This is a genomic window from Phyllobacterium zundukense (assembly GCF_025452195.1).
GTDB lineage: Bacteria > Pseudomonadota > Alphaproteobacteria > Rhizobiales > Rhizobiaceae > Phyllobacterium > Phyllobacterium zundukense_A.
This window is the reverse complement of sequence record NZ_CP104973.1, coordinates 1,100,918-1,127,364: the sequence shown is the minus strand read 5'-3', so window position 1 is coordinate 1,127,364 and position 26,447 is coordinate 1,100,918. Positions and strand designations below refer to the sequence as shown.

Sequence of the window (26,447 nt, the reverse complement as noted above, 5' to 3'; positions counted from 1 at the left end):
GCTTGGGCCATATAGGCCCCGCTTCGCAAGACTAACTGGCATATGCGGGAGTAGCTCAGGGGTAGAGCACAACCTTGCCAAGGTTGGGGTCGAGGGTTCGAATCCCTTCTCCCGCTCCAGTTGTCCGAAGTTCAAAAGGCTCAGGTTTACCTGGGCCTTTTTGCTGTTTAGGGGCACGGCAGTTGATGCTGGCGGACCACGTCGCAATTGCAATCCTTGGTGAAATGGGTAAACCCATGCCATGGCACAAAAGAAAGCGCACGAGGTTGATTCTTTCCTGAAAAGGCTGGATCGCGCCTACCCCATCGTTCTGCTTTACGGACCGGACAAAGGTCTTGTGAGTGAGCGAGCCGATCTTTTCATCAAGCTCACCGGCCTTGCGAAAGACGACCCCTTTGCAGTCATTCGACTTGATGCCGACGATATCAACGCCGAGCCAGGCAGGCTTTCTGACGAGGCAAACACGATTTCCATGTTTGGTGGCGAGCGTTTGATCTGGGTGCGCAGCGCGGCAGGCCAGAAAGGGTTGGCAGACGCCCTTGGGTTTCTTGCCAAAAACCCGCCCACTGACACGTTTATCCTGGTCGAAGCCGGGGATCTGAAGAAGGGCGCGGGCTTGCGTGGCATCGTCGAGCAGAGCTCCAGCGCTATGGCCCTTCCCTGCTATAGCGATGATGCACGTGGAATTGATGGCACTATTGACGATGTGCTGGCGAAGAACCAGCTGCAGATCGCGCTTGACGCTCGCAATCTCCTGAAGGAAAGCCTTGGCGGTGATCGTCTCGCCACACGAGCCGAGCTCGACAAGATTTGCCTTTACGCATACGGCAAAGAGCGCATCTCTATTGACGATGTGCGCGAGATCATCGGGGACGTCAGCGCCGTCTCTTATGAGACAATTGTCGATGCGATGATGGTTGGCAACATCGTCGATTTCACCCACGCATTTGATCGCGTCATCGGGACCGGTTCGTCAAGTTTTCTTGTCCTCAGCGCCGCAATCCGCCAGTTTCAGTCGTTACAAACGTTACGTTACGGCATGGAAAACGAAGGAAAGACCGCGAACCTCGCCGTTACGTCTGCCAGACCCCCGATTTTCTTCGCACGAAAAAAACTGGTGGAGACTGCCCTTCGGTTTTGGACGACGCAATCATGCACGCGTGCCATCGAGCGATTGCAGAGGACGGTCCTTGAGAGCCGGCGCAATGCGGCGCTGGCCGTCCCGATTATCCGGCAATCCATGATTGCCCTCGCCGCCGAGGCAGCTCGGGTAGCGCGCAATAGTCGATGAACAACTTCGTCAGGCTAGACCGCCCCATTTTGCGCGATTTTGAAGACGTTGGCAGATCTCATCAAGCTGCTCCAGCGTCGTATAATGGATGCGCACATCGCCACCATTGTTCACGTGATTGACCGATACGCGCATTCCCATGACATCCGAAAGCAGTTTCTCCAGGGCCTTGGTATCCGCGTCCTTCCCCTCTCCGGGTTCGGCTTTCCGCTTGATGGCTGACGGCTTGCCGCCATCCTGCGCAAGCGCTTCGGCCTGGCGTACCGACAAGCCATCCCTGACGATTTTTTCGGCAAGCCCACTCGGGTCTTCGGTGGTGATGAGGGTGCGAGCATGGCCGGCCGACAACGATCCATTTGTAATCATGTCGCGCACTGAATCAGGCAGTTTGAGCAGTCGCAGCGTATTGGCAACGTGACTGCGGCTCTTGCCGATCACCTGCGCCAGATCAGCCTGGGTATATTCGTGATCATCGATAAGCTGTTGATATCCCATACCTTCTTCAATCGGGTTAAGGTCAGCACGCTGCACGTTCTCGATAATTGCAAGCTCGAGCGCGACGCGATCATCAACTTCGCGGACAATGACTGGAACTGTCGCGAGGCCGGCGCGCTGAGCCGCACGCCAGCGGCGTTCGCCCGCGATCAACTCGTAATGGCCAGGAGAATCCTTTGCCGGACGAACGACCACGGGCTGGACAATGCCATGCTCGCGTATCGATTGCGTCAGATCTTCCAGATCGCCTTCTGTAAACAGGCGGCGCGGGTTGCGAGGATTTCGGGTTATGAATTCGATGGGAACTTGACGATCCAAAGGCGAAATGGACTGTGAACCGGCCTCATCAGGCACACGGTCCATCTCGCCTATCAGGGCTGCCAGACCGCGGCCCAAACGTTTTTTTGACAGGTCTTCATTCATTTTAAGTGGGCTCTCATAAATGTTTCGTCTTCGAATCGATCAGGCTGCACGCAGATGCCGCTCTCTTTGAATAACCTCTGATGCGAGTTGCAAATAAGCCTGGCTGCCCGCGCATTTCAGATCGTACAGAATCGCTGGAATTCCATAGGACGGCGCCTCGGAAACCCGAACATTGCGCGGTATGACGGTCCGGTAAACCTTGTCGCCCATGAAAGAGCGCACATCATCGACGACCTGCGTCGCAAGATTGTTTCGTCCATCAAACATGGTGAGCACGATCCCCTGGATCATCAGATTAGGATTAAGCGCCGCTCTGACCTGATTGACCGTCTCCAGAAGCTGACTTAATCCCTCAAGCGCGAAGAACTCGCACTGCAATGGAACCAGAACTGAATCGGCCGCAGCCATCGCATTCATTGTCAATAGATTGAGCGACGGAGGGCAATCAATCAAGATGTAGGTAAAAGGAGATGCGTCTACACCGCCGCGAAACGCCTTGCGCAGCCGGGTAGCACGGTCGGAGGCATTCGAAATCTCCATCTCGACACCAAGTAGGTCCAGCGTGGATGGAATTAGCGATAGATTCGGCACCGCTGTCGGTACAGCCGCTTCTTCGACGGAAGCCACCTGCATCAGGACGTCGTAGGACGATATAGTTCGATTTTTTCGATCGATTCCAAGCCCTGTGCTGGCATTGCCCTGCGGATCAAGGTCGACAATCAATACACTCTCGCCAATAGCAGCCAATGCCGTGGCCAGGTTGATGGCGGTCGTGGTTTTACCCACTCCGCCCTTTTGATTGGCTATGGTAATGATGCGAGTCTGGCTGTTCATCGCTTGACTTCCTGAGCAAAACGTTGATCGAGGACGATCAAGCGAATGCAAATTCTATTGGTTCGTGTCTTTCCGTCGCAAATGGCTTACTTGTAGCACAACAGAATCTTTGTCGACGGCACTGACACGTTCTACCAGATCAAACGACCATGCGTCACGGCTTTCCTCAATTTCCCTTCGGTAATCCCGCCCTTTTTGAAAAAGGCCTACCGAATCCTGCTTCAACCAAGGCTCCGCAAGGGTGAACAACCCGCTTAAAGGGGCGAGAGCGCGGGCTGTTATAACGTCCGGGGTAGCTATTCTGGCCCATGCAGCATCGATTCGCATAGCATGGACGGTGGCAGGAGCGGAGAACCGGCCAATCGCTGTACGCAAAAAGGCGGCTTTCTTACCATTACTTTCGACCAGATCTATACCGGCCCCCGCTCGTTGCTTGAGAAGGATTGCCAATACAATGCCGGGAAACCCTCCACCGGAACCAAGATCCAGCCACTTCAAAGCATTTGGCGCCATGTCGAAAAGTTGGGCGCTGTCCACGATATGCCGTTCCCATAGCTGATCGAGTGTTGAGGGCGATGCCAGATTGATAGCTTTTGACCACTTGCGGAACAACGCTTCAAAATCGAGAAGGTTATCCACTGTTTCACGTGAAACACTGGACAATACGTCTTGCAGGCGTTTTTCCCGGCTGGAACTCACGCAACTTCACGCCTAGCAGTCCGGCGGATCTGCGTAATGATGAGAGCCATGGCTGCGGGGGTCATGCCATCGATACGCTGCGCTTCAGCAAGCGAACGCGGCTGCCGCTGCTTCAATTTTTGCCTAAGCTCATTCGACAGACCCGGTGTTTTGGAAAAATCAATCGACTGCGGTATCAGTAAGGCTTCCTCGCGCTCCATGGCGGCCACATCGGCCTTCTGACGGTCGAGATAAACCGCGTACTGTGCTTCGATCTCCAGTGCATCGGCAACACGGCCATTGATCCCGCCAAGCTCTGGCCAAATTTGCTTAAGACGCACAAAGTCGACGTCGGGGAACGCCAGCAGGTCGTAGGCCGAGCGCCGGATGCCATCCTGGTTCAAATGGAGATCCACCCGCGCTGCCGCATTGGGAGTGATCGTCAATCCTTTTGCGAGCTCGCGCGCCGCATCAAGGTGACGCGTCCGGTCGGCAAAGCGTTCTTTGCGGGGCGCACCGAGAATACCAAGCCGTTCAGCCATTGGCGTCAAACGTTCATCGGCATTATCCGCACGAAGCGACAACCGGAATTCCGCCCGGGATGTAAACATGCGGTATGGTTCGCTTACGCCACGCGACGTAAGATCGTCGACCATGACGCCAATATAGGCTTCCGTCCGCTGAATAATGACCGGAGAAGAACCGCCGGCGAGGCGAGCAGCATTAAGACCAGCGAGCAAACCTTGTGCAGCGGCTTCCTCATAACCCGTGGTTCCATTGATCTGGCCTGCCAAGAACAGGCCAGAAATACGGCGTGTTTGCAAGCCGCGATCAAGCTCACGTGGATCGATAAAATCGTACTCGATGGCGTAGCCTGGCTGCAGCATAACAGCCCGTTCCAAGCCCGGTATTGTCTGCAAAAGATCGCGCTGGACGTCCTCCGGCAGCGAGGTCGAGATGCCGTTCGGATAGACCGTGTTATCGTCGAGGCCCTCAGGCTCTAGAAATATCTGGTGTCCATCCCGATCACCAAACTTTACAATTTTATCCTCGACGGATGGACAATAACGCGGGCCGATACCTTCGATGGAGCCGGAATACATGGCGGATCGATGCAAGTTCGCCCGAATGATTGCATGTGTTTCTGGCGTCGTTCGCGTGATTCCGCAATCAATCTGCGGGTTCCGGATCGAATCCGTCATCAGCGAGAACGGCGAGGGATCCGCATCGGCGGATTGCATATCCAGGCTACGCCAATCGATCGAACGACCGTCGAGCCTTGGCGGCGTTCCCGTTTTCAAACGACCAAGCGCAAACTCATGCTTTGCCAAGGTTGCTGAGAGGCCAAGAGCAGGGGCCTCGCCCATACGTCCCGCAGGTATCTGCTTCTCTCCAATATGAATGAGACCCCGCAGAAATGTTCCCGTTGTCAATACTACTGATCTGCAGGACAGCACACGCCCATCCATCAGTTGGACTCCGATGACACTGCCATCCTCGACAGCGAGATCGTCGGCGCCACCTTCAATCACGGTTAAATTGCTTTGCTCGGCAATCGCCAGTTGCATAGCTACGCGATAGAGTTTGCGATCGGCCTGTGTGCGCGGCCCGCGCACGGCAGGGCCCTTTCGACGATTGAGCAGCCGAAACTGGATCCCGGCCGCGTCGGCCACACGGCCCATGAGCCCATCGAGGGCATCAATCTCGCGGACGAGATGACCCTTGCCCAGCCCCCCGATAGCCGGATTGCACGACATCACACCGATAGTGTCAGCACGGTGTGTTATCAGTGCCGTCTTTGCACCAACGCGTGCGGAGGCCGCTGCTGCTTCACAGCCGGCATGGCCACCACCAATAATGATGACGTCAAAAGCGTTTCCCACGTGCCAGAACTTTCAGAGATTCAGAATCTGTGCCTTGATGGGCAAAACCGTGTCGTGAGTCAAGTATAAGCGAGTGTGACATGTTTCACGTGAAACAATTTGTCCTTATTCGATGCGTGCACTTGCATTGCCACGCCCTCATCAGAGTCTGGCCATTGCTTTGCATTGTGGGAAGACGGGCGGTCGTCGAAGCGCGTCTTGGTAGATAAATAATGCGATCCGAAGACCGCCCGCTAACGTTTTCCCCCTGCCGGCCAGCTTCTGCTTGTTCCGAAGGGCGAGTGGATGAACGCCTGGAGTCCGGGCCCATCGTCGCCGTCGGTGCAGTGTCCGCACGATTGGCGTTGGCGTCAACAATGGAGGCAATATCTGCCTGGAATGCGCAGATTGACCTCCGAAGACGAACAGGTCGGCCAGCGCTCGGGTCCGTTGCCCGCCCGCTGACACGCCGTCCTTCCCCACTTTCGAACGGCTCCGGAAGCAGCTCCCCATGGAAAGGACGGGCATAGGATAGCTCAGGTTTCAGGGGCGTGGATAAACAGCCATGATTATTTTTGTCCGGAGGTTCGAGCGGGTACCTTTAAGGCTGCTTGATTTGCCGGATGGCAATGCTGCTGTGCGCCCTTCGACAGGCTCACCATGAGGGAGGTGGGTTGATTGCAGGGAGCAAGGAACAGCACCGTTGATGCCTGTCGCGACGCGGCCGGTTGTCGTGTGGCTGTCGCAACATTGCAGGTTATCGTGCAGCCCACCCACCTCCCTCATGGTGAGCTTGTCGAACCACGCACAGCATAACCAGCGACTCTATCCATCGCTGGATATGTTTCACGTGAATCATTTTCCGATGCAGAACTGCGAAAAGACAACGTCCAGTATATCTTCGACATCCACATCCCCGGTTATCCTGCCCAATGAATGTGAAGCGCGCCGGAGGTATTCGGCCCGGACTTCCAAAGGCGCGGCTTCGTCGTAAACTGCAGCCGTGACCTCACGGCCGGTTTCCGTCAGAAGTTCCATGTGGCGGCGGCGTGTGGGCAATGGGTCCGAAAGACTGCCAGCGGCAAGTTCCACTCGTTTGGCAAGCATCTCCAACAGATCGTCCAGTCCTTCTCCGGTTCGAGTGGAAAGGACCAAATCATACGCTGCAGCACCGGGAGATTGGGTGAGATCCGATTTTGTGCCGACGCGGAGGATTATGCCGTCTGCAACATCGTTCAGCCTAGGTTCCACCGGATTCGATAGATCGGTCAGCGTAATGACCAAATCCGCCGCCGACGCTTGTTCGAGAGCACGGTCGATCCCCATTTTCTCGACCTTGCCTTCGGTCTCGCGCAAGCCAGCCGTATCAGTGACCAGTACCGGAAGTCCATTCAGATCGAGCTTTATTTCTATCAGATCCCGCGTCGTTCCCGGCTCGTCGGATACAATAGCAACATCGCGACCCGCCAGCGCATTGAGGAGGCTGGACTTGCCAGCATTCGGTGCCCCGACGATAACCGCGCGAAAACCGTCGCGGACCATCGCGCCGCGTTTTCCATCTACGACGTGCTTGCCAATGCGTTCGGCCAAGTTGCGCATCGACTCCCAAACCTGATCGGAAACTGATCCGGGGACATCGGATTCATCCGCGAAATCGAGCTCTGCTTCGATCAAAGCGCGTGCGCGGATCAGTTCGGTGCGCCAAGAGGAATAGAGGTTCGCTTGAGCTCCCGAAGAAACCTGCAACGCAAGCTTGCGTTGGCCGTCGGTTTCCGCCGCTATCAAGTCGGCAAGGCCTTCAGCCACTGTCAGATCAAATTTGCCGTTGGCAAAAGCTCGGCGGGTAAACTCTCCCGCCTCTGCCAACCGGCAGCCGGCAAATTTGTACAGGACGGTAATCATAGCGTCGACAACGGCCTTGCCCCCGTGAAGATGGAGCTCAGCGCAATCTTCGCCAGTAAAGCTCGCCGGCGCTGGAAAGAACAGTACCAGTCCACGATCAATGAGACTGCCGTCTGAATCCCTCAGGAACCTCAGGGCTGCGCTTCTCGGCTGGGGAAGTCGGACGGAGATAGTTTCGGTGACGAATCGAGTCTGTGGTCCGGAGATGCGTATGACAGCCACGCCGGAGGGAAGCCTGCCGCTCGAGAGGGCGAAAATCGTATCGCCAAAAATATGGTTCTGTTCCATTTCATTCAATCCACGCCTACACTAGGCCTTGATAGACTGTCGTGTTTCATTCGAAAAGGGTGTTGCAATTTCGATGTTTGAGAAAGCCAATCTGCTCAGCCACGAATCCAGCCCCTATCTACGCCAGCATGCGGCAAATCCTGTTCACTGGCGGCCATGGAGCAAGCGCGTATTGGAGGAGGCTCGCGAAACCCGCAAGCCCATTCTATTATCCGTCGGCTATGCCGCCTGCCACTGGTGCCATGTCATGGCGCATGAGTGTTTCGAAGACGCTGAAGTCGCTGCATTGATGAACAATCTCTACGTCAATGTGAAAGTGGATCGAGAAGAGCGGCCTGACATCGATCAGATCTATATGGCCGCTCTCGGTGCAATGGGCCAACAGGGCGGTTGGCCGCTGACGATGTTCCTCACGCCGGAGGCGGAGCCCTTCTGGGGCGGGACGTATTTTCCCAAGCACTCCAAGTATGGCAGGCCCGGCTTCCTTGACGTGCTCAGTTCCATCAGTTCTGCGTGGCATCAGGATCGGACGCGTGTTGAGCAAAATGTCCGCCTGGTTACCCAGCACGTAAGCGGGCGGCTTAATGCCCAGGCTGATTCCAAACCGATCAATAAAGATCTGTTTGATCGATTTGCCGCCGATGTCTACAGCATGATCGATCTGTCAAAAGGAGGTCTCTCGGGTGCGCCCAAGTTTCCAAATGCTCCCTTTATGGACATCCTGTGGCTATCCTGGCTCCGAAATGGCGAAATTGCCCATCGGGATGCATTTCTAACTAGCCTGAAGACGATGCTTCAGGGCGGGATTTACGATCATCTAGGCGGCGGATTATCGCGCTATTCCGTCGACGACGATTGGCTGGTGCCGCACTTCGAAAAAATGCTCTACGACAATGCGCAACTCATTCGGCATGCCACTTACGCCTACGCGCAGACGCTAGACGAATTGTTCCGTATCCGAATCGAAGAAACGATTGGGTGGCTGCAGCGAGAAATGGTTATCGATGGCCGTTTTGCATCCAGTCTCGACGCTGACAGCGAAGGGGAGGAGGGGCGTTTCTATGTCTGGGAGGCTGCCCAAATCCCTGATGAACGGGAATTCGAGACTTTCCGGCGGATATATGATGTGCGCGATGAGGGAAACTGGGAGGGAAAGACGATCCTCAATCGCCTCCGCGCTCCCAACAGCCTGGATCCCGGCGTTGAACACCAATTGACCCGCGCACGGCAAAAGCTTTTTGCCATACGGGAGAATCGAGTTCGCCCGGGGCGGGACGACAAAGCACTTACCGATTGGAATGGCCTGATGGTTCGTGCGCTCGCAGAGGCTGGGCGCTTCGTTGATCGACCGGATTGGGTGCAACTAGGTGCCACAGCCTATCGTTCCATATCCGAATCTATGGTGGACGGGCGGCTTCCGCATTCGGTCCTAGGTCAGTCGCGACTGTTTCCAGGGCTATCATCAGACTATGCCGCGATGATCAACGCCGCTCTGTCGCTCTATCAGGCGACGCAGGAAAAGCCATATATCAAGGATGCGCAACATTGGCTGACAATGCTGGATAAATGGCATAAGACTGAGGACGGTAATTATGCCCTTAGCGCTTCGGACAGCGGGGATGTCATCATTCGCGTGCGCGGCGATCAGGATGAGGCAATACCTAGCGCCACCAGCCAGATCATTGAAGCAATGCTACGGCTGGCGACCTTTACGGGCGATGACGAACTTCGGCAGAATGCGGAAGGCATCGCTGAGAATGCCCTGGGCCGGGTGATCCAACAGCGTTACGGACAGGCTGGAGTTTTCAACAGCGCCAGTCTTCTGCTTGAGCCGTTGAAACTCGTCGTCGTTGCGCCAGACAGGAACAACCATCCTCTAATGAACCTGGCGGATCACACCCCCGACCCGCGCCGTACCGACATATGGATCGAGTTTCGCAAAGGCGAAAAGATCGAATTCGTCCACGGTGCGGGCGAGGTCACAATAAACAAACCCGCAGCCTATTTGTGCCGCGGGTTTGTCTGTCTTGCACCAGTGGAGACAACCGAAGAGCTTCACGCCCTGCTTCGGCCATTCCCTTAAACGTTACGTATTCATCGAATCGAAGAATTCACCATTGGTCTTGGTCTGCTTGAGCTTGTCGATAAGAAATTCGATCGCATCTGTCGTGCCCATGGGAGCAAGAATACGGCGCAGAACGAAAATCTTCTGCAGATCCTGACGCGGTACAAGAAGGTCTTCCTTGCGCGTACCGGATTTCAGAATATCCATGGACGGGAAGATACGCTTGTCGGCGACCTTGCGGTCGAGCACGATTTCGGAGTTGCCCGTACCCTTGAACTCTTCGAAGATGACTTCATCCATACGGCTGCCTGTATCGATCAGCGCCGTCGCGATAATCGTCAGCGAACCGCCTTCTTCGATATTACGCGCAGCACCAAAGAAACGCTTCGGCCGCTGCAGGGCATTGGCGTCGACACCGCCGGTCAAGACCTTACCTGATGAGGGCACAACCGTGTTGTAGGCGCGGCCAAGCCGGGTAATGGAATCGAGCAGAATGACAACATCGCGGCCGTGTTCGACGAGACGCTTCGCCTTCTCGATAACCATCTCGGCGACCTGTACGTGGCGCGAGGCCGGCTCATCGAAAGTCGACGACACGACTTCGCCCTTCACCGAGCGCTGCATGTCGGTCACTTCTTCCGGGCGTTCGTCGATCAGAAGCACTATAAGATAGCATTCCGGATGATTGGCAGTGATCGAATGCGCGATATTCTGCAAGAGCACGGTTTTACCGGTGCGGGGCGGCGCAACAATCAGTCCGCGCTGGCCTTTGCCGAGTGGTGCGACAAGATCGATGACGCGAGCGGAAAGATCCTTGGTGGTCGGATTCTCTAGTTCCATTTTGAAGCGCTCGTTTGGATAGAGCGGCGTCAGATTGTCAAAATGAATCTTGTGGCGGATTTTTTCGGGATCTTCGAAGTTGACGGTATTAACCTTGAGTAGAGCAAAATAGCGCTCACCTTCCTTCGGTCCGCGTATTGGGCCTTCTACCGTATCGCCTGTCTTCAGCGAAAAACGCCGGATCTGCGATGGCGAAATATAGATGTCATCGGGGCCCGGCAGATAATTGGCATTGGCAGAGCGCATGAAGCCGAAGCCATCTTGCAAAATCTCGACCACGCCTTCGCCAATGATTTCTACCTCCTGCGAGGCTAATTTTTTCAAGATCGCAAACATCAACTCCTGTTTGCGCATGACGCTGGCGTTTTCAACCTCGAGCGATTCGGCAAAGGCGAGAAGATCAACCGCGGTCTTGTTCTTGAGTTCTTGTAGTTTCATTTCCTGCATGTGTGCGGAACTCTTAATTCTATTGGTGTGAAATGAGAAAGGGAAATGACGATGCCTGAATGCAGTGCCACTAAAAATGGCCGAAGATTGCTGTGGCGGTATTTCCGGAGAGGAGGCCCTTGTCTAGCCAATCATGACCATAAGGGCAAGAGATTTCATCAGTGGTATTGATCACTGACCAAAATTTTTATTATCGATCAAAATGGCTTTATGATGACCATGATCACAATAATGACCATCAACACGGTCGGTACCTCGTTCATCATACGCCAGAAGCGAACCGACTTCACGTTTCGATCCTCGGCAAATAACCGTACGGCCTTGGAAAAATACCCATGCACGGCCGAAAGAATGAGAACAGATAGAAACTTGACGTGGAACCAGCCATCCATATAGGCGCCCGATTGCCAGGCGAGCCACAGTCCCGCGAGCCAGGTCACACCCATGGCGGGATCGATGATCGCCTTCAACAGGCGATTTTCCATCACCTTGAAGGTTTCGGATTGAACTGAACCCGGTTCGGCGGTGCAGTGATAAACAAACAATCGTGGCAAGTAGAGCATGCCAGCCATCCACGAGATGACGGCAATGACATGGATCGCCTTGACCCATGGATAAGCGTCGCCGGGGTATAGAAAAACCAGCGTGATGACACAAAGCGCCACAGCTGCAGCGATCAACCGCGGCAGAACTGGAATTTTCTTCGATTCCGTATTGGTCAATTTGATATCGCTCATATTGCTTGCCTACGTTGAGAGTCAGGTCCGGATAGTTGCCTGACGTACACGGTTTACCATCTGCTCTACATGAGACACCGGCGCATCCGGTGTAATGCCATGACCCAGATTGAAAATCAGTGGTCCCTGACCCAACGCATCCAGAATAGCATCGATGCCATCATCCAGAGCCCGGCCGCCGGCAACTACCCGCAAGGGATCGAGATTGCCCTGGACTGCGCCACCACCCTGCAATGAAGAGGCCATGGAAAGCGGCACTGACCAATCCAGTCCGAGTGCAGTGACATGGGTACGTTCTCGATAATTCATATAAAGCGCACCCGCACCTTTGGGGAAACCGATGATCGGAACATCCGGATGGACTTCGCGGACCTTTTTAACGATTGCCGCAACGGGCGCCACGCAAAACTGCTCGAAGCAGGCTTCATCGAGAACACCAGACCAGGAATCGAAAATCTGCACCGCATCGGCACCTGCATCTATCTGACGGATGAGATATTCAGCGGATACATCAGCAAGCTCGTCCAATAGCTTTTGAAATGCCTCCGGGTTGCGATAGGCAAAAAGCCGGGCGGGAGCCTGATCCGGTGTGCCATGTCCGGCGATCATATAGGTCGCCACCGTCCAGGGCGCCCCACAGAAGCCGAGCAAGGTTGTTTCAGTGGGGAGTTGCTGTCTTAGCAACCGCACGGTCTCGTAGACCGGCTCCAGGCGATCGGCAGCGCCTTTCGATTCCAACCAGAAAATCCCGTCCTTGTCGATCGGGGTCATCAGGGGCCCACGTCCTTCTTCAAAGCGAAGATCTCGGCCGAGCGCATGCGGGACAACCAGAATATCAGAAAACAGGATTGCCGCATCGAAACCAAAACGGCGAATAGGCTGCATAGTCACCTCGACAGCCAGATCCGGCGAATAGCACAGGTCGAGAAAGCTGCCTGCGTTCTTTCGCACTTCTCGATATTCGGGAAGATAGCGCCCCGCTTGGCGCATCATCCAGATTGGTGGAGGAAAGACAGTCTCGCCTCCAAGGACTTTCATCACTTTGCGAACCATCATTGATCACTCCCAGTCTATCTTACAAAAAAGAAATTTAGATCTAATTGGATTTCTGATTCTTAGAGTCTGTTTGTAATGGGAATTACCACATTGCCAGAATTTTCCCACAACGAACAATTCCGGATCCAATCCAGAATAACTGCAGCAAAGTTTCCAAAGGTAGTGATAATAATCGATATAAGTCAACAATATCAAATATTTAACTTAGCATCAATTGTGGATAATCCTGTGAAAACCATGGGAAAACAGGCGAAAAGTCGCAATAGTCCACAGAATTGCAAAACGATCGGAAAGAGTTCCCACAGGCAGGCTCGCTGTGGATGACTTGCCAATAATTCACATGGCTGCCATCAGTTGTGGACGCGCTGGCACTTTGTCCCCAGTCATCAACAAGACATGGAATTTTCTGTGACGAAACCGATAAACTACTTTCATCTTCACATGATCTCTGATGCGACGGGAGAGACTCTCATCGCAGCCGGTCGCGCCGCCGCGGCACAATATGCGCATGCGCGGGCGATTGAGCACGTCTATCCACTGATAAGGACCGAAAAGCAGATCAAAAGAGTGCTGGAGGGTATCGATGCCGAACCGGGCATCGTCCTTTACACAATCGTCGACCAGCGCCTCGCTGCCATGATCGACGACACTTGCGCGGCAATCGGTGTTCCCTGTGTCTCCGTTCTCGAGCCGGTGCTGACGCTGTTCCAATCCTATCTGGGTGCTCCGGCGGGGCGGCGCGTCGGTGCCCAGCACGTTCTCAATGCTGAATATTTCCAGCGGATTGATGCGCTCAATTTCACAATGGAGCACGACGATGGCCAGCTCCCACCCGATATCGAGGAAGCGGACGTCATTTTGATCGGCATTTCGCGCACGTCCAAAACGCCAACCAGCATCTATCTTGCCAATCGGGGCATCAAGACGGTCAATGTTCCCATCGTTATCGGGGTACCTATACCAGACGTTCTTGTGAAATCCGAAAGACCCCTGATTGTCGGGTTGGTCGCGTCAGCGGAACGTATTTCACAGGTACGTCAGCACCGCGTGCTCGGTGCAGCACTCAGCTTCGACGCGGATCATTACCTTGATCGTGCCAATATTATAGAAGAACTGACCTATGCACGGCAGATTTGCCATCGGCATAACTGGCCGATGATAGATGTTTCCCGCCGTTCGATTGAAGAAACTGCGGCAGCGGTTCTTGCCCTGCGTTCGCAGGGGCGGTAACGCATCGCTGGTCAAGGGAGAACCAAACATGGATATCATTCTGGCCTCCAAAAGCCCCTTCCGTGCCACATTGTTGAAAAATGCTGGCATTTCTTTCACCGTTCAGTCGGCGGACATCGATGAGCGTGCTGTGGAGGCGCCATTGTATGAAAGCGGCGCAACGCCAGAAGATGTCGCTCAGATTCTGGCGGAGGCAAAAGCTCTCGATGTCAGTGAACGCAACCCTTCCGCATTGATCATCGGTTCCGATCAGACACTTTCCCTGGGCGATGAGGTACTCCACAAGGCGGAAGACATGGAAGCGGCTCGCCGGCAATTACTGAAACTGTCTGGGAAAACGCATCATCTCAACAGCGCGGTCGTTCTCGCCAAGGATGGCCAGACATTGTGGCGCCACGTGTCGGTCGCACGCATGACTTTGCGCGATCTCGATCCGGGTTTCATTGGTAGATACCTGTCGCGCGTTGGACCTATCGCTTTGCAAAGTGTTGGCGTTTATCAGTTCGAGGGCGAAGGCGTTCAGTTATTCGAAAAGGTTGATGGCGACTATTTCACCATAGTGGGTTTACCGCTTTTACCATTGCTCGCCGAGTTACGCCGTGAGGGCGCGATAGATGGCTGATCATCCAAAGGCGTTTGTTACGGGATTCCCCATTCGCCACTCGCGTTCGCCATTGATCCACGGCTATTGGCTGAAAAAGTATGGCGTGGAAGGCTCCTACCAGGCCATTGAGATTGCGCCGGAAGGCTTTGCTGATTTTGTCCGAAGCCTGCAGAACAATGGTTATACCGGCGGTAACGTAACGATACCGCACAAGGAGATGGCATTTGCCTTGTGCAAAAAACGCGACAGTGCCGCTGAAGATATAGGCGCCGTCAACACGCTATGGTTTGAGGATGGGGAGTTGTGGGGTGGTAACACCGATGCCTACGGTTTCCTCGCCAATCTGGATGCACTTGGCGCAGGCTGGGACAATGGCGATAAGGCGCTGGTTCTCGGCGCCGGCGGTGCCAGTCGTGCAGTCGTTTATGCACTGAAGCAGCGAGGATTTAACGACATCCGCATAGTCAATCGCACGGTGGATCGAGCGCAGGCACTTGCGGACCGCTTCGGGTACGGCACAAGCGCGCATGGATGGCAGGCAATTCCTGAATTGCTGCAAGACGCCACATTCGTTGTCAACACGACTTCACTGGGTATGGAAGGCAAGGACGATCTGAGCATCGATCTGTCGTTTGCAAATTCAAATGCCCTGCTGACAGACATTGTCTATGTTCCGCTGGAAACACCGCTGCTGAAGACAGCACGCGCACATGGACTGAGAACGGTGGACGGACTTGGCATGCTGTTGCACCAGGCTGTTCCCGGTTTCAGACATTGGTTTGGTGCCACACCGGAAGTAACACCGGAACTGCGTGCACTCATTCTCGCCGATATGGACAGATCAAACCATAGCGGGACGTCCATATGATCGTGCTTGGCCTGACGGGTTCCATCGGCATGGGCAAGTCAACATCTGCTCAGATGTTCATTGACGAAGGCATATCGGTTTATTCGGCAGACGAGGCTGTGCATCGGCTTTATTCCGGGGCCGCCGCTCCATTGATCGAGGCGGCATTCCCTGGAACGACCGAAGGAGGCAAGGTGGATCGTACGAAACTCTCCGCCGCGGTTATGGGAAATCCGGAGGCGCTGGAAAAGCTCGAGGCGATTGTCCATCCGCTTGTTCGGGCCGAGGAGAACAGATTTCGAGATGCCGCGCGCGCCAGCGGTGCGAAACTGATTGTCGTCGATATTCCTCTGCTCTTCGAAACAGGGGCTGAAGACCGGGTTGACAAGATACTCGTCGTTACCGCGCCTGAAGAAGTGCAACGAAAGCGCGTTCTCGAACGTCCCGGCATGACGCCAGACAAGCTGAACGCCATTTTGGCACGCCAGACGCCGGATGCGGAAAAGCGCGCCCGAGCCGATTTCATCATCGACACGCGCCATAATTTCGACGTCACGCGAGGTGAAATTCGCAGGATTATCAGTCTGCTGACAGTATAGAGGGGATAACATTTCAGTCCCCACTTGCCCACATTGGCCGATTCGTGGAACTTGGGCAAAGGGGTGATTACATGCGCGAAATCATATTCGATACAGAAACGACCGGTCTTGACCGGCTTGATGACCGTGTCATAGAGATCGGCGGCGTTGAGCTGATCAACCGGTTCCCGACAGGACGGACGTTCCACGTCTACATCAATCCCGAAGGCAAGATCATCCATCCTGATGCGCTGGCCGTGCACGGTATCAGCAATGACAAGCTGGCCGATAAGCCGCTTTTCGCCGGGATACTGCATGACTTCCTGGATTTCATCGACGGGGCGAAATTGATTGCCCACAATGCAACCTTCGATATGGGCTTCATCAACGCGGAGCTCAACCGGCTGGGTCATCCGCCGATTCACAATGACCGCGTCGTGGATACATTGGCGCTGGCGCGGCGAAAACATCCGATGGGGCCGAATTCGCTCGACGCTCTTTGCCGGCGCTATGGCATTGATAACAGCCACCGCACGATGCATGGCGCTCTGCTGGATTCGCAGCTTCTCGCCGAAGTCTACATAGAGCTGATCGGTGGCAAGCAGGCCGCACTTGGCCTCACGATTGCCGAACAAGGAAACAACCAGCGGTCAGGTGATATCTCGGGAACAATTATCATTTCCCGCCGGCCAATACCGCTTCAGCCTCGTTTAACCGAGGCTGAGAAAATGGCCCACGCGCAACTGGTCGACAAGATTGGCGACAAGGCCATCTGGAACGAACGCATAGCTTCCGCTGCTTGAGTGAAAAAACCCGGGCGAGACCTGGGTTTTTCTCAACTTTAAATAGTCTGGCTCAGCTGACTTGCGCCTTGGCCTGTTCTTCGGCCATGCGCTGCTGGAACATTTGCGCGAAATCGATCGGGTCGATCATCAGCGGGGGGAAGCCGCCATTACGTGTGGCTTCTGCAATGATCTGGCGGGCGAACGGGAACAGCAGGCGCGGGCATTCGATGAACAGCAGCGGCAAGAGATGTTCCTGCGGGAAACCGACAAGCCTGAAAACACCACCATAGACGAGTTCGGCATTGAAAAGGACATCTTTGCCTTCGCTCGCCTTTGCCGACAGCGTGAGCACGACATCGAAGTCGGTTTCGGCGATCGGATTGGCGTTGACGTTGACATTGATGCTGATACCGGGAGCATTTTCGCGCGGACGCAGCGACAAGGGAGCGCCGGGGCTTTCAAAGGAAAGGTCCTTTACATACTGCGCCAGTATATTCAGCGTCTGCTGCTGAGCGGAACCGTTGCCAGTTGTCGCTTCGTTGCCGTTCTCGGCCTTTTCATCAGGCTTTTGAGCCATTGTCTGGAAACCTTCTTCTGTTACGTCCGCTTTGCACGGTTATCGAATGAATGCAGGGGTCGCTAGCATGTGTGCCTCAACGAGGCAAGGCTCTCGCACTAGTCTCATAGTTCAATGACACGCCGAATCCCTATGGTTTCGGGTTCCACGGTGAGTCCGGATCGGGCTTGCTCGAGTAGTCTTCAGGATCGAGTTCGATCACCCGGTCCTTGATGCGCGATGTATCGGGACGGCGACGAGGGCGTTCGCCGGAGTTGACGACGACCACACGGTCACTGATGCAGCGCCAGCCAAAGTCCCGAACAGCGGGGATGAAAAGCAGCAGGCCTATGATGTCGGTGATGAATCCAGGTATGATCAGCAGGAACGCCGCGAAAACCAGCATGACACCATGAACCAGTTCGCGTTTTGGTGTGCGGCCAGCGGCGGTTTCCTCACGGATTTTCTGGATGAGGCCAAGGCCTTGAAAGCGCAGAAGGAACACGCCGACAAAAATCGACAGGATTATCAGACCAAGCGTTGCCAAAACACCGATCTCGCTGCCGACTACAATGAAACCGGCGATTTCAAGAAATGGCAAAGCCAGAACGAAAAGGGGCACAAGAGATCGCAAACTAATTTACCTTTCAAAGGACATATCCGGATATTATCCATAGCCGGTGTCAATTTCATGCCTATATAGGATGGCGTGAAGAGTATTTGTATGATTGCTGTTGGCAATCTATATATTTTTGGTATTTCGACGGAAGATTGAAAGCCGTAAACGAACATTTAGGACGAATGGCAGGCGACATGGAATATCTGGACTTTGGAACGATTTTCTTTTTCGTGGCGGCAGTGGTGATTTTCCTGCAGCTGCGGAAGGTCCTCGGTCGCCGCACAGGCAGTGAACGCCCACCGTTCAATCCCTATACTCGCACTGCCGATGCCGACGACAAGTCCAAACCTGGCGACAATGTCGTTTCGTTGCCACGCCGCGGCGAAGTAAAGGAAAACAGCTTCGAAAAGATCGATGCCATTTCCAAACCTGGCACGCCGTTGAATGACGGCCTGCGCGCCATCCAGAATGCGGATCCTGCATTCGAGCCTGCGAAATTCCTCGAAGGTTCGAAAATGGCCTATGAGATGATCGTCATGTCGTTTGCCGATGGTGACCGCAAGACATTGAAGACCCTGCTGTCGCGCGAAGTCTTCGATGGTTTCGTTTCCGCCATTGCCGATCGCGAAGCACGCGGCGAAAAAGTGCAATCCTCGTTCGTCGGGATCAACAAGGCGGAAATCATCGGCGCGGAAATGAAGGGCAGTGAGTCCCATGTTACGGTGCGCATCACCAGCGAACTTATTTCGGCAACGCTCGACAAGGATGGCGTCGTGATCGACGGTGACAAGGAAGCCGTTGCGGAGGTCAAGGATGTCTGGACCTTTGCGCGGGATACGAGGTCGAAAGACCCGAACTGGAAGCTGGTCGCGACTGAAGCCGAAGACTAAAGCATGCTGTCGCCCCTCTTCAAACCGGTGGATTTCGCTGACTGCCCCGGTTGGCGGGATGACCGGCACCTCGAAGCATTTCGCGCGTTCGCTCGCTCGGCAGAACAGGTCCAGGCAAAGCCTTACAAATCCGGATCGCTCGGGATCAGCTTCGAAGCCCTCGCACCGATTTTTACTGATTCACGTGAAACAATCGTCGAGTCTGACGGCGAGGCCAAGGCCTTTTTCGAGAAATGGTTCCGTCCCGCGCTCATTGAGAATACCGAAGCAGTCAGTGGCATTGTGACCGGCTTCTACGAACCGGAAGTGGTTGCCTCGCCGGTTCGCAATGCGAGATTTACCGTTCCATTCCTGCGCCGTCCCGCGGATTTGGTCGATGTCGACGACAATAATCGGCCAGAGGGCTTCGATCCCTATTTTGCCTTTGCGCGACAGACGCCGGCGGGACTCGTCGAATATTTTGACCGGCCGGCCATCGAGAGCGGCGCGCTTGATGGCCGAGGTCTTGAGATCGCCTATGTGGAAAGCCAGATCGATGCTTTCTTTATCCACGTGCAGGGCGCTGCTCGGCTAAAGATGACTGACGGGCGCTTGCACCGCATCACCTATGCGGCAAAGACCGGGCATCGGTTCACCGGTATTGGCAAGATCCTGCTCGAAAGCGGTGAGGTTGCGCCGGACAGAATGTCCATGCAATCCATCCGTGGCTGGCTTGCCGATCACCCGGACAGAGCTCAGGCACTGATGTGGAACAACCGCTCTTACATCTTCTTTCGCGAAGCCGACGTTGACGATGCAACGATGGGGCCGATCGCTGCCGCGAAAGTCCCCCTGACGGGCGGCCGGTCGCTCGCGGTAGACCGGCTCCTGCATACATTTGGCACGCCGTTCTATATTCATGCACCGGAGTTAAAGGCTTTTGGCGGGGAGCGCTTTGCAAGGCTGATGATCGCGCAGGACACGGGCTCGGCCATCGTTGGTCCGGCACGGGGTGATCTCTTTGCCGGTTCTGGCAATGCGGCGGGCGAGATCGCCGGCGGTATCCGCCATAAGGCGGATTTCTACGCGCTGGTTCCCCGCGTTCTTCTGACAGCCGCAGACCGATGAAGAAGAAGTCGGCAAAGGATGAATTCGCCACTTTGGAGGACCGGATCCTCTGGGAAACGGTGGCCAAGACTGCCCGCCCGCTCAAGGGCAGGGAGAAGCCCAGTTTTCTGATCGATGAAAAGAAAGAGCAGGTTTCGATACATCCGTCTGCACCGGAAAATCCGAGGCCGCTCGCCGCACCGGCGGGGGCGAAGCCGGCGCCGGCGCATCGCCTGCATCCAATCGATCGGCCAACACACAAGAAGATCGCCAAGGGGCGGGTTGTCATAGAAGCGAGGATTGATCTGCACGGCCTGACCCAAAGCGAGGCCTATGGCTTGCTTCTCGGGTTCCTGCAACGCGCCCATCTGCGCAAGCTTCGGCATGTTCTCGTCATCACCGGAAAGGGCTCATCCATGGGCAGCGATGGTGTGCTACGTCAGGCGGTTCCCATGTGGTTCATGACGCCATCGTTTCGTATCCTGGTCAATGGCTATGAAGATGCTGCTCGCAATCATGGCGGCACAGGTGCGATCTATGTGCGCATGCGCCGTCAGCCGGAGGCACCGTGACGCCTTTTGGTGCAAAATTGCGCGACCTGCGCGCGGAACGCGGCATCTCGCAAAAGGATATGGCCAGGTCGATCGGTGTATCGGCTGCCTATTTGTCAGCTCTCGAACACGGCAGGCGAGGTCAGCCGACCTGGGACAAGCTGCAGCGCATCATCCAGTATTTCAATATTATCTGGGACGAGGCCGAGGAACTGCAGCGGCTGGCGATGATCTCGGACCCGCGCATCGTCATCGATACGGGGGGGCTTCCACCAGCTGCAACGGAACTCGCCAATGTTCTGGCCACAAGGATCGGAGATATGGATGAAGAGACGGCCCGACTTTTGATCCGGACAATGGAAGCAGTGCCGGAAAAGCGAAAACGCTAGAGCAAATTTTGTCTATTTAGAGCCAGTTCTGTTTCCCGGATGGCGAGACAATCCACGCGGAAGGTGGCGAGGCCGATGTTTATCCATCGGACGATGCCGCCTGACAAAGTGGTTGGCCGCCAGCCGGAAACCCGAAGGGCCGGGTGAATTTGGTTCAAATCCTTCGGGCTTCGGCTTCGTCCGATGGGAAGGCATCGGCCTCGCCAAACCCTCGACCTTGTCCCGAATTCTCTCCGGCAGAACGACTCTAAATAGACAAAACTTGCTCTAGAAGAGGGCCCGTAATTGGTCGATCTTGTCGTTAACCAGCCAGCCGTAGTAATTCTCTTCCGGCAGTTGCGGCTGTTCGCCGTTAGCGATACGGGCCAAGTTGGAATCAGCCAGCGCCCGTGCGCGGCTATCGGCACCTCCCGTATTGTAAAGTGTCGCCGTAAGACCAGGATTGTTGGAAATGTCGAAGTCGGCGACGCGGCGGTAGACGTCGATAGAGTGTTTTAACGTTGCCGCCATGTAGGGCAGGGTAAGATCCGGATCCATGATGGTCTTGTAAACATCAGCAGCGTGGTCAGCATCGAGCCTAGGAAGGCCTGAATAGCGGTTGACCATGTCGGTCATCTGCAGCGCTATCAATGGGCTCAGTTGCCCCAGGCCAAAACTTTGCCCTGCGTAAAACGGCTGGAAGAATACGGCGCTGAAGCGATTGTTCGGGAAGGGCTTGCCACCAACAGATTTACCGCGGAAATTCTCTTCCCAGACATCCTCGCGACATGTCCAAAGCCGCAAACTGTCCTTGAATTGCGCACAGGAAGAAAATTGCGGACGTCTGACGAAGGTGCCGATTGTCTCGCCTTGATAATCGAAATTCAAGCCTTGCTGTACGTAGGAAATAGCCTTGACGTAGTAAGTCTGAAGCCGGTCATAGGCATCGACATTATAGGTATGCTCGCCAACGAGCGCGCCAACGATGTGAACAGGATCGATACCATAAGTGCGCGCAACGCTGACGATCTTCGATCGCAGTTTGGCGTCGGTTTTAAGCAGGTTATAGATCTTCTGATATTTTGCCTCATAAGTGGTGTTCAACTCGCGCGTCCGCTTGGCGGAGGCGGCTGGAACACCTGGCTGGGCCGCGTTGCGGTTGCCTTCAGGAACAACAGTCACAGCCGCCGCCGGCTGCAAAGTGACCAGCAACAGCGAAAGACAGCTTGTCGCGAAAAGGATCAGGTGGCGGTTCATCATCGGTCCAGAAATTGATGGGACGCTCCGAATAGCGCCTTGCACCCTCGAAAGCCAGAAAAACCTGAATGAATGATCGTTCTGAACAAAAATGCCCCCGCGCAGCACGAGGGGACACCAGGGATAAGGGATGTCTTTCGGGCACAAGACCCAAGATGAGGCGCTAGAGTATAAACCGAGAGAGATCGGCATTCTTGGCAAGATCTCCGACAGTCTCCCGTACATATTTGGCGTCTATCGTGTGTTCGGCGCCCGATTTGTCGGGCGCATTGAACGAAATGTCATCAAGCACCCGTTCCATCACCGTTTGCAGGCGTCGGGCACCGATGTTCTCGACAGTCGAGTTCAGATCGACTGCGATATCGGCCAAAGCGTCAATGGCGTCATCGGTTATATTGAGCGTAACCTCTTCGGTTGCCATCAACGCGATATATTGCTTGAGCAGGCTGGCTTCAGGCTCGGTCAGAATGCGGCGCATGTCATCGCGGGTCAGAGCGCTAAGCTCCACCCGGATCGGCAGACGGCCCTGCAGTTCCGGCAGAAGGTCAGAGGGCTTCGAAACATGGAACGCACCAGATGCGATAAACAGGATATGGTCTGTCTTGATCGGACCGTACTTGGTGGCGACGGTCGTCCCTTCCACGAGCGGCAACAAATCCCGCTGCACGCCTTCGCGTGAGACGCCAGCGCCCATGCCGCCATCGCGAGCAGCAATCTTGTCGATCTCGTCGAGGAATACGATGCCGTCATCCTCGGCAGAACGCAGCGCCTCCTGGGTGATCTGATCCTGATCGAGAAGCTTGTCGGATTCATCATTGATCAAGACACCATACGACTCCTTGACCGTCGTCTTCACCGTTTTTGTGCGGCCGCCCATGGCCTTGCCCAGCATGTCGCTGAGGTTGAGGACGCCGATGTTTGCTCCGGGCATGCCCGGTAGCTCGAAATTCGGCATGCCTGAACCGGTGTCCGCAACCTCGACCTCGATCTCCTTGTCGTCAATCAGACCGTCACGCAGTTTCTTGCGGAAGCTGTCGCGCGTTGCCGGGCTTGCGGTCTTGCCCACCAATGCATCGAGAACGCGTTCTTCCGCATTGACATGCGCCTTGGCCTTCACATCCTCGCGTTTCTTTTCGCGCACGAGACCGATGGCGACTTCGACGAGATCGCGAATGATTTGTTCGACATCGCGGCCGACATAGCCGACCTCGGTAAACTTGGTTGCTTCCACCTTGATGAAGGGTGCACCGGCAAGCTTGGCGAGGCGGCGGGATATTTCCGTCTTGCCGACGCCGGTTGGTCCAATCATCAGAATATTCTTCGGCATCACCTCTTCGCGCATCTGGCCTTCCAGCTGTTGACGGCGCCAGCGATTACGCAGGGCGATGGCTACGGCACGTTTGGCGTCGTTCTGACCAATAATGTAGCGGTCGAGTTCAGAGACGATCTCGCGAGGGGAAAATGTTGTCATTGTAATCTCGTTTCCTGCCCGTCGTCGGGCGATTGTTCAAACACAAGGTCAGGGTTGTCCCGTGCCATCATGAGGGCGGGACCATAAATCGATGTCCGGGTATCGAAAGCGACGAAGCCCGCCTTTTCGTATGCCTTGATTGCCTGGCTGTTCGCAGGGTCAGGATCGACGATAACGCGAGGCACGCCTTCTTCGAAAAGTAGCGATACGAACTCATCAAGCAGACGCGGACCGTGGCCTTGACCAATCAGATCGGGTTCGCCGATGAACTGGTCGAGCCCGAGTGTGCCGGTGGGCTGATCCTGGTAGGGGTGATCATCCTCCAGATGCGGATCGTAGGTCTGCAGATAGCCAATCGCTTCGTCGCCGAGCATGATAATGAACGGCTCAACTGAGACGCTGTCCATGTGTTCCGCGATCGACGCCATCTCGACGCCGGGGTCCTCATTCCACCATTTTGCCACATGCGGTTCCGTCAGCCATTCCGAAATCATGTTCAAATGGCGGGGTTCCACCGGGATAAAGCGGTAGCGATAGGTAGAGCGGGATGGTGTCATATTGGAACCGTTCTGTTTCTCGGATGGGGAGACAATCCACGCGAAAGGTGGCGAGGCCGATGTTTACCCATCGGACGATGCCGCCTGACAAAGTGGTTGTCCGCCAGCCGGAAACCCGAAGGGCCGGGTGAATTCGGGCCAAATCCATCGGGCTTCGGCTTCGTCCGATGGAAAGGCATCGGCCTCGCCAAATCCCTCGACCTTGTCCACAAATTCTCTCCGGCAGAACGTTTCAATATGGCACCATCCCGCTCTCGGCTCATTCGGCATCAAGAGTCTCGAGTGTGACGCTCGTGTTCGTATAGATGCAAATGTCTGCGGCGATCTGCATGGCACGGCGGGCTATCTCTTCGGCGCTCAAGTCCGTATCGGCAAGGGCACGGGCAGCGGCCAGCGCATAATTGCCGCCGGAGCCAATGGCCATGACACCATGTTCGGGCTCGAGCACGTCGCCAGTGCCGGTCAGCGCAAGCGTGACTGACTTGTCAGCGACAAGCATCATGGCCTCCAGCCGACGCAAATAGCGATCGGTGCGCCAATCCTTGGCGAGTTCTACGCAGGCGCGCATCAACTGGTCCGGATATTGTTCGAGCTTGCTTTCCAGCCGCTCAAGCAAGGTGAACGCATCGGCGGTGGCACCGGCAAATCCGGCGATGACATTGCCTTTGCCGATACGGCGTACCTTGCGCGCATTGCCTTTCATGACCGTATTGCCAAGGCTGACTTGCCCGTCGCCGGCAATGACCACCTTGCCATCCTTGCGGACAGTGACAATCGTGGTTCCATACATGGTTGAGGGATTGTGTTCTTGCATTCGGTTCTCCTTCAAGCGAGTTCGATTATGCCCCAAACGGCAGCAGATCGAACCCCTTCCGTTCCACTTATGTATGAAGCGCTCGCAGAATTGCAAATACTGCTCAGGTCACGACGTTGGTCTGCGCCATCAAAGCATTTGGAGATTCGCCGTTCGTGTTTTAGAAGGCCTCATTCGGAACGGCTTTTTTATAGAACCTTGTGGCGGGATACAGTAATGACAAGCGTCAACACACGCACCGCGAAGATCGAGCGTAGCACCAAGGAGACCAGCATTGCCGTTTCGGTCAATCTGGATGGTACCGGAGCGTTCGATATTTCCACCGGCGTCGGCTTCTTTGACCATATGCTGGAGCAGCTCTCCCGTCACTCTCTGATCGACATGGACATCAAGGCCAAGGGCGACCTGCATATCGATGATCACCACACAGTGGAAGATACGGGTATCGCCATCGGCCAGGCTATAGCCGAGGCGCTGGGTGATCGTCGCGGCATAAACCGTTACGCCTCGCTCGATCTCGCCATGGATGAGACCTTGACGCGTGCGGCACTCGACGTTTCCGGGCGTCCATTTCTTGTCTGGCAGGTTGAATTTTCTGCACCGAAGATCGGCACCTTCGATACGGAGCTTGTCCGCGAGTTCTTCCAGGCGCTGGCGCAGAATGCCGGAATAACATTGCATGTCTCGAACCTTTATGGCGCCAACAATCACCACGTCGCCGAGACCTGCTTCAAGGCGGTCGCGCGCACGTTACGGCACGCCATAGAAACCGATCCGCGGCAGAAGGATGCCATTCCATCCACCAAGGGTACTTTGAAAGGCTGAAACATGGCCAGTTTCATTGTGTTGGCACCTGAGCTGGACGGCCAGCGTGACGATGACAAGACCGTCTTCGTCAGGGACGGCTTTGCCTTGCTTGCCTTTATCCTGACTGTTCCCTGGCTGCTGGTGCAGCGGCTGTGGTTCGAAGCGGCGGTTGTTTTTGGATCGATGGTCTTGATTTCAGGGGTGGGCACCTATAGCGGCCACGAAAACATGGCTGGATTTATCACAGCGTTGCTTTCGCTCCTCGTAGGTTTTGAAGGCAATAACTGGCGCGTCAGGGCGCTCGAGCGCCGCGGCTTCAGCCAGCTCGGCGTTGTCGATGCACGCAATGCGGACGATGCTGAAATGGCTTGGTTCCTCGGCGAAAACTTCGTTTCATCGCATGAGGTATCTGTCAGCGCCCCCCCGGCGATACCTACTGTACAAGCCAGTCACAAGCCGGCGCTCGGCGGTATGGTCGGTCTGGTCAGCCACCGCGGAGAAAACTGAGC

28 protein-coding genes and 1 tRNA gene are annotated in these 26,447 nt (G+C 55.3%); 14 read left to right on the top strand and 15 right to left on the bottom strand.

Annotation, left to right across the window (positions count from 1 at the left end):
• Positions 1-44 precede the first annotated feature (44 nt).
• Together N8E88_RS17855 and holA are read left to right on the top strand one after the other, a co-directional pair.
• A tRNA-Gly gene (locus N8E88_RS17855) sits at positions 45-119 on the top strand.
• Positions 120-241: 122 nt separating this feature from the next.
• Positions 242-1,291 carry a DNA polymerase III subunit delta gene (holA, locus tag N8E88_RS17850; protein WP_262294839.1) on the top strand — a complete coding sequence of 350 codons (1,050 nt, stop codon included), beginning with the start codon at positions 242-244 and terminating at the stop codon, positions 1,289-1,291.
• A 9-nt stretch (positions 1,292-1,300) separates the two neighbouring features.
• Here holA and N8E88_RS17845 read toward each other — a convergent pair whose 3' ends face one another.
• From N8E88_RS17845 to mnmE, 5 genes are all read right to left on the bottom strand, one after another.
• Complete coding sequence (locus N8E88_RS17845; protein WP_262294838.1) at positions 1,301-2,209, bottom strand: ParB/RepB/Spo0J family partition protein; 909 nt, start codon at positions 2,207-2,209, stop codon at positions 1,301-1,303.
• 39 nt (positions 2,210-2,248) lie between these two features.
• Positions 2,249-3,043 (bottom strand): ParA family protein, encoded by a 795-nt coding sequence (locus tag N8E88_RS17840; RefSeq protein WP_262295520.1) that lies wholly within the window; start codon positions 3,041-3,043, stop codon positions 2,249-2,251.
• Between the two features lie 54 nt (positions 3,044-3,097).
• The gene (rsmG, locus tag N8E88_RS17835) at positions 3,098-3,742 is read right to left on the bottom strand and encodes a 16S rRNA (guanine(527)-N(7))-methyltransferase RsmG (RefSeq protein ID WP_262294837.1); all 645 of its coding nucleotides are present in this window, start codon (positions 3,740-3,742) and stop codon (positions 3,098-3,100) included.
• Entirely contained in the window at positions 3,739-5,604 is a 1,866-nt protein-coding gene (gene mnmG, locus N8E88_RS17830) for a tRNA uridine-5-carboxymethylaminomethyl(34) synthesis enzyme MnmG (protein ID WP_262294836.1), read from the bottom strand. The genes rsmG and mnmG overlap by 4 nt, the downstream gene beginning before the upstream one ends.
• A gap of 834 nt (positions 5,605-6,438) precedes the next feature.
• Entirely contained in the window at positions 6,439-7,773 is a 1,335-nt protein-coding gene (gene mnmE, locus N8E88_RS17825) for a tRNA uridine-5-carboxymethylaminomethyl(34) synthesis GTPase MnmE (RefSeq protein WP_262294835.1), read from the bottom strand.
• Positions 7,774-7,846: 73 nt separating this feature from the next.
• Between mnmE and N8E88_RS17820 the strand changes: the two genes are divergently transcribed.
• Positions 7,847-9,856 carry a thioredoxin domain-containing protein gene (locus N8E88_RS17820; RefSeq protein ID WP_262294834.1) on the top strand — a complete coding sequence of 670 codons (2,010 nt, stop codon included), beginning with the start codon at positions 7,847-7,849 and terminating at the stop codon, positions 9,854-9,856.
• Between the two features lie 3 nt (positions 9,857-9,859).
• Here the strand turns inward: N8E88_RS17820 and rho are convergent, their stop codons facing one another.
• The 3 genes from rho to hemE form a co-directional block, all read right to left on the bottom strand.
• The gene (gene rho, locus N8E88_RS17815; RefSeq protein WP_114429694.1) at positions 9,860-11,125 is read right to left on the bottom strand and encodes a transcription termination factor Rho; all 1,266 of its coding nucleotides are present in this window, start codon (positions 11,123-11,125) and stop codon (positions 9,860-9,862) included.
• A 197-nt stretch (positions 11,126-11,322) separates the two neighbouring features.
• A complete protein-coding gene (gene hemJ / locus N8E88_RS17810) occupies positions 11,323-11,862 on the bottom strand; it encodes a protoporphyrinogen oxidase HemJ (RefSeq protein ID WP_262294833.1) in 540 nt (179 codons plus the stop codon).
• 21 nt (positions 11,863-11,883) lie between these two features.
• Positions 11,884-12,915 carry a uroporphyrinogen decarboxylase gene (hemE, locus tag N8E88_RS17805; protein ID WP_262295519.1) on the bottom strand — a complete coding sequence of 344 codons (1,032 nt, stop codon included), beginning with the start codon at positions 12,913-12,915 and terminating at the stop codon, positions 11,884-11,886.
• A 411-nt stretch (positions 12,916-13,326) separates the two neighbouring features.
• On the opposite strand from hemE, the gene N8E88_RS17800 reads away from it, so the two are divergent.
• From N8E88_RS17800 to dnaQ, 5 genes are all read left to right on the top strand, one after another.
• Positions 13,327-14,148 (top strand): pyruvate, water dikinase regulatory protein, encoded by an 822-nt coding sequence (locus N8E88_RS17800; RefSeq protein ID WP_262294832.1) that lies wholly within the window; start codon positions 13,327-13,329, stop codon positions 14,146-14,148.
• 28 nt (positions 14,149-14,176) lie between these two features.
• The gene (locus tag N8E88_RS17795) at positions 14,177-14,770 is read left to right on the top strand and encodes a Maf-like protein (protein WP_262294831.1); all 594 of its coding nucleotides are present in this window, start codon (positions 14,177-14,179) and stop codon (positions 14,768-14,770) included.
• Positions 14,763-15,620 carry a shikimate dehydrogenase gene (locus N8E88_RS17790; protein ID WP_262294830.1) on the top strand — a complete coding sequence of 286 codons (858 nt, stop codon included), beginning with the start codon at positions 14,763-14,765 and terminating at the stop codon, positions 15,618-15,620. Before N8E88_RS17795 ends, N8E88_RS17790 begins: the two co-directional genes overlap by 8 nt.
• Positions 15,617-16,198, top strand: a complete 582-nt coding sequence (coaE, locus tag N8E88_RS17785; protein WP_262294829.1) for a dephospho-CoA kinase — start codon at positions 15,617-15,619, stop codon at positions 16,196-16,198. The genes N8E88_RS17790 and coaE overlap by 4 nt, the downstream gene beginning before the upstream one ends.
• A 71-nt stretch (positions 16,199-16,269) precedes the next feature.
• Positions 16,270-16,980, top strand: coding sequence for a DNA polymerase III subunit epsilon (gene dnaQ / locus N8E88_RS17780; RefSeq protein WP_262294828.1), 711 nt, complete (start codon positions 16,270-16,272; stop codon positions 16,978-16,980).
• Positions 16,981-17,032: 52 nt separating this feature from the next.
• Here the strand turns inward: dnaQ and secB are convergent, their stop codons facing one another.
• Complete coding sequence (gene secB / locus N8E88_RS17775) at positions 17,033-17,539, bottom strand: protein-export chaperone SecB (protein ID WP_262294827.1); 507 nt, start codon at positions 17,537-17,539, stop codon at positions 17,033-17,035.
• Between the two features lie 130 nt (positions 17,540-17,669).
• On the bottom strand, positions 17,670-18,152 hold the full coding sequence (locus N8E88_RS17770; protein ID WP_262294826.1) for an FxsA family protein: 483 nt from the start codon (positions 18,150-18,152) through the stop codon (positions 17,670-17,672).
• Between the two features lie 179 nt (positions 18,153-18,331).
• Here N8E88_RS17770 and N8E88_RS17765 point away from each other — a divergent pair, with 179 nt between their 5' ends.
• Genes N8E88_RS17765 through N8E88_RS17750 form a run of 4 tightly spaced genes read left to right on the top strand, consistent with a single transcriptional unit; the run spans position 18,332 to position 21,053 of the window.
• The gene (locus N8E88_RS17765; RefSeq protein ID WP_262295518.1) at positions 18,332-19,027 is read left to right on the top strand and encodes a Tim44/TimA family putative adaptor protein; all 696 of its coding nucleotides are present in this window, start codon (positions 18,332-18,334) and stop codon (positions 19,025-19,027) included.
• A gap of 3 nt (positions 19,028-19,030) precedes the next feature.
• Positions 19,031-20,134 (top strand): murein transglycosylase A, encoded by a 1,104-nt coding sequence (locus tag N8E88_RS17760; RefSeq protein ID WP_262294825.1) that lies wholly within the window; start codon positions 19,031-19,033, stop codon positions 20,132-20,134.
• Positions 20,131-20,685 carry a Smr/MutS family protein gene (locus N8E88_RS17755; RefSeq protein WP_262294824.1) on the top strand — a complete coding sequence of 185 codons (555 nt, stop codon included), beginning with the start codon at positions 20,131-20,133 and terminating at the stop codon, positions 20,683-20,685. Before N8E88_RS17760 ends, N8E88_RS17755 begins: the two co-directional genes overlap by 4 nt.
• Complete coding sequence (locus tag N8E88_RS17750; RefSeq protein WP_262294823.1) at positions 20,682-21,053, top strand: type II toxin-antitoxin system RelB family anti-toxin; 372 nt, start codon at positions 20,682-20,684, stop codon at positions 21,051-21,053. Before N8E88_RS17755 ends, N8E88_RS17750 begins: the two co-directional genes overlap by 4 nt.
• 267 nt (positions 21,054-21,320) lie before the next feature.
• Here N8E88_RS17750 and N8E88_RS17745 read toward each other — a convergent pair whose 3' ends face one another.
• The 5 genes from N8E88_RS17745 to hslV all read right to left on the bottom strand — a co-directional run bounded on the left by N8E88_RS17745 (position 21,321) and on the right by hslV (position 25,131).
• Complete coding sequence (locus N8E88_RS17745) at positions 21,321-22,289, bottom strand: DUF1402 family protein (protein WP_262295517.1); 969 nt, start codon at positions 22,287-22,289, stop codon at positions 21,321-21,323.
• 163 nt (positions 22,290-22,452) lie between these two features.
• On the bottom strand, positions 22,453-23,760 hold the full coding sequence (hslU, locus tag N8E88_RS17740; protein ID WP_112524889.1) for an ATP-dependent protease ATPase subunit HslU: 1,308 nt from the start codon (positions 23,758-23,760) through the stop codon (positions 22,453-22,455).
• Positions 23,757-24,317 carry a GNAT family N-acetyltransferase gene (locus N8E88_RS17735; RefSeq protein ID WP_262294822.1) on the bottom strand — a complete coding sequence of 187 codons (561 nt, stop codon included), beginning with the start codon at positions 24,315-24,317 and terminating at the stop codon, positions 23,757-23,759. The genes hslU and N8E88_RS17735 overlap by 4 nt, the downstream gene beginning before the upstream one ends.
• A gap of 63 nt (positions 24,318-24,380) precedes the next feature.
• On the bottom strand, positions 24,381-24,527 hold the full coding sequence (locus tag N8E88_RS17730; protein WP_262294821.1) for a hypothetical protein: 147 nt from the start codon (positions 24,525-24,527) through the stop codon (positions 24,381-24,383).
• A gap of 49 nt (positions 24,528-24,576) precedes the next feature.
• Positions 24,577-25,131 (bottom strand): ATP-dependent protease subunit HslV, encoded by a 555-nt coding sequence (hslV, locus tag N8E88_RS17725; RefSeq protein ID WP_262294820.1) that lies wholly within the window; start codon positions 25,129-25,131, stop codon positions 24,577-24,579.
• Between the two features lie 216 nt (positions 25,132-25,347).
• Between hslV and hisB the strand changes: the two genes are divergently transcribed.
• The gene (gene hisB / locus N8E88_RS17720) at positions 25,348-25,956 is read left to right on the top strand and encodes an imidazoleglycerol-phosphate dehydratase HisB (RefSeq protein WP_262294819.1); all 609 of its coding nucleotides are present in this window, start codon (positions 25,348-25,350) and stop codon (positions 25,954-25,956) included.
• Between the two features lie 3 nt (positions 25,957-25,959).
• On the top strand, positions 25,960-26,445 hold the full coding sequence (locus tag N8E88_RS17715; RefSeq protein ID WP_262294818.1) for a DUF2628 domain-containing protein: 486 nt from the start codon (positions 25,960-25,962) through the stop codon (positions 26,443-26,445).
• Positions 26,446-26,447 lie beyond the last annotated feature (2 nt).

What these genes read in the sequence shown, in the direction of transcription:
- holA (WP_262294839.1), top strand. Translation starts at nt 242, where the DNA reads ATGGCACAAAAGAAAGCGCACGAGGTTGATTCTTTCCTGAAAAGGCTG.
- N8E88_RS17845 (WP_262294838.1), bottom strand. Translation starts at nt 2,209, where the DNA reads ATGAATGAAGACCTGTCAAAAAAACGTTTGGGCCGCGGTCTGGCAGCC.
- N8E88_RS17840 (WP_262295520.1), bottom strand. Translation starts at nt 3,043, where the DNA reads ATGAACAGCCAGACTCGCATCATTACCATAGCCAATCAAAAGGGCGGA.
- mnmE (WP_262294835.1), bottom strand. Translation starts at nt 7,773, where the DNA reads ATGGAACAGAACCATATTTTTGGCGATACGATTTTCGCCCTCTCGAGC.
- N8E88_RS17820 (WP_262294834.1), top strand. Translation starts at nt 7,847, where the DNA reads ATGTTTGAGAAAGCCAATCTGCTCAGCCACGAATCCAGCCCCTATCTA.
- rho (WP_114429694.1), bottom strand. Translation starts at nt 11,125, where the DNA reads ATGCAGGAAATGAAACTACAAGAACTCAAGAACAAGACCGCGGTTGAT.
- hemJ (WP_262294833.1), bottom strand. Translation starts at nt 11,862, where the DNA reads ATGAGCGATATCAAATTGACCAATACGGAATCGAAGAAAATTCCAGTT.
- hemE (WP_262295519.1), bottom strand. Translation starts at nt 12,915, where the DNA reads ATGGTTCGCAAAGTGATGAAAGTCCTTGGAGGCGAGACTGTCTTTCCT.
- N8E88_RS17795 (WP_262294831.1), top strand. Translation starts at nt 14,177, where the DNA reads ATGGATATCATTCTGGCCTCCAAAAGCCCCTTCCGTGCCACATTGTTG.
- N8E88_RS17790 (WP_262294830.1), top strand. Translation starts at nt 14,763, where the DNA reads ATGGCTGATCATCCAAAGGCGTTTGTTACGGGATTCCCCATTCGCCAC.
- coaE (WP_262294829.1), top strand. Translation starts at nt 15,617, where the DNA reads ATGATCGTGCTTGGCCTGACGGGTTCCATCGGCATGGGCAAGTCAACA.
- dnaQ (WP_262294828.1), top strand. Translation starts at nt 16,270, where the DNA reads ATGCGCGAAATCATATTCGATACAGAAACGACCGGTCTTGACCGGCTT.
- secB (WP_262294827.1), bottom strand. Translation starts at nt 17,539, where the DNA reads ATGGCTCAAAAGCCTGATGAAAAGGCCGAGAACGGCAACGAAGCGACA.
- N8E88_RS17765 (WP_262295518.1), top strand. Translation starts at nt 18,332, where the DNA reads ATGGAATATCTGGACTTTGGAACGATTTTCTTTTTCGTGGCGGCAGTG.
- N8E88_RS17760 (WP_262294825.1), top strand. Translation starts at nt 19,031, where the DNA reads ATGCTGTCGCCCCTCTTCAAACCGGTGGATTTCGCTGACTGCCCCGGT.
- N8E88_RS17755 (WP_262294824.1), top strand. Translation starts at nt 20,131, where the DNA reads ATGAAGAAGAAGTCGGCAAAGGATGAATTCGCCACTTTGGAGGACCGG.
- N8E88_RS17745 (WP_262295517.1), bottom strand. Translation starts at nt 22,289, where the DNA reads ATGAACCGCCACCTGATCCTTTTCGCGACAAGCTGTCTTTCGCTGTTG.
- hslU (WP_112524889.1), bottom strand. Translation starts at nt 23,760, where the DNA reads ATGACAACATTTTCCCCTCGCGAGATCGTCTCTGAACTCGACCGCTAC.
- N8E88_RS17735 (WP_262294822.1), bottom strand. Translation starts at nt 24,317, where the DNA reads ATGACACCATCCCGCTCTACCTATCGCTACCGCTTTATCCCGGTGGAA.
- hslV (WP_262294820.1), bottom strand. Translation starts at nt 25,131, where the DNA reads ATGCAAGAACACAATCCCTCAACCATGTATGGAACCACGATTGTCACT.
- hisB (WP_262294819.1), top strand. Translation starts at nt 25,348, where the DNA reads ATGACAAGCGTCAACACACGCACCGCGAAGATCGAGCGTAGCACCAAG.
- N8E88_RS17715 (WP_262294818.1), top strand. Translation starts at nt 25,960, where the DNA reads ATGGCCAGTTTCATTGTGTTGGCACCTGAGCTGGACGGCCAGCGTGAC.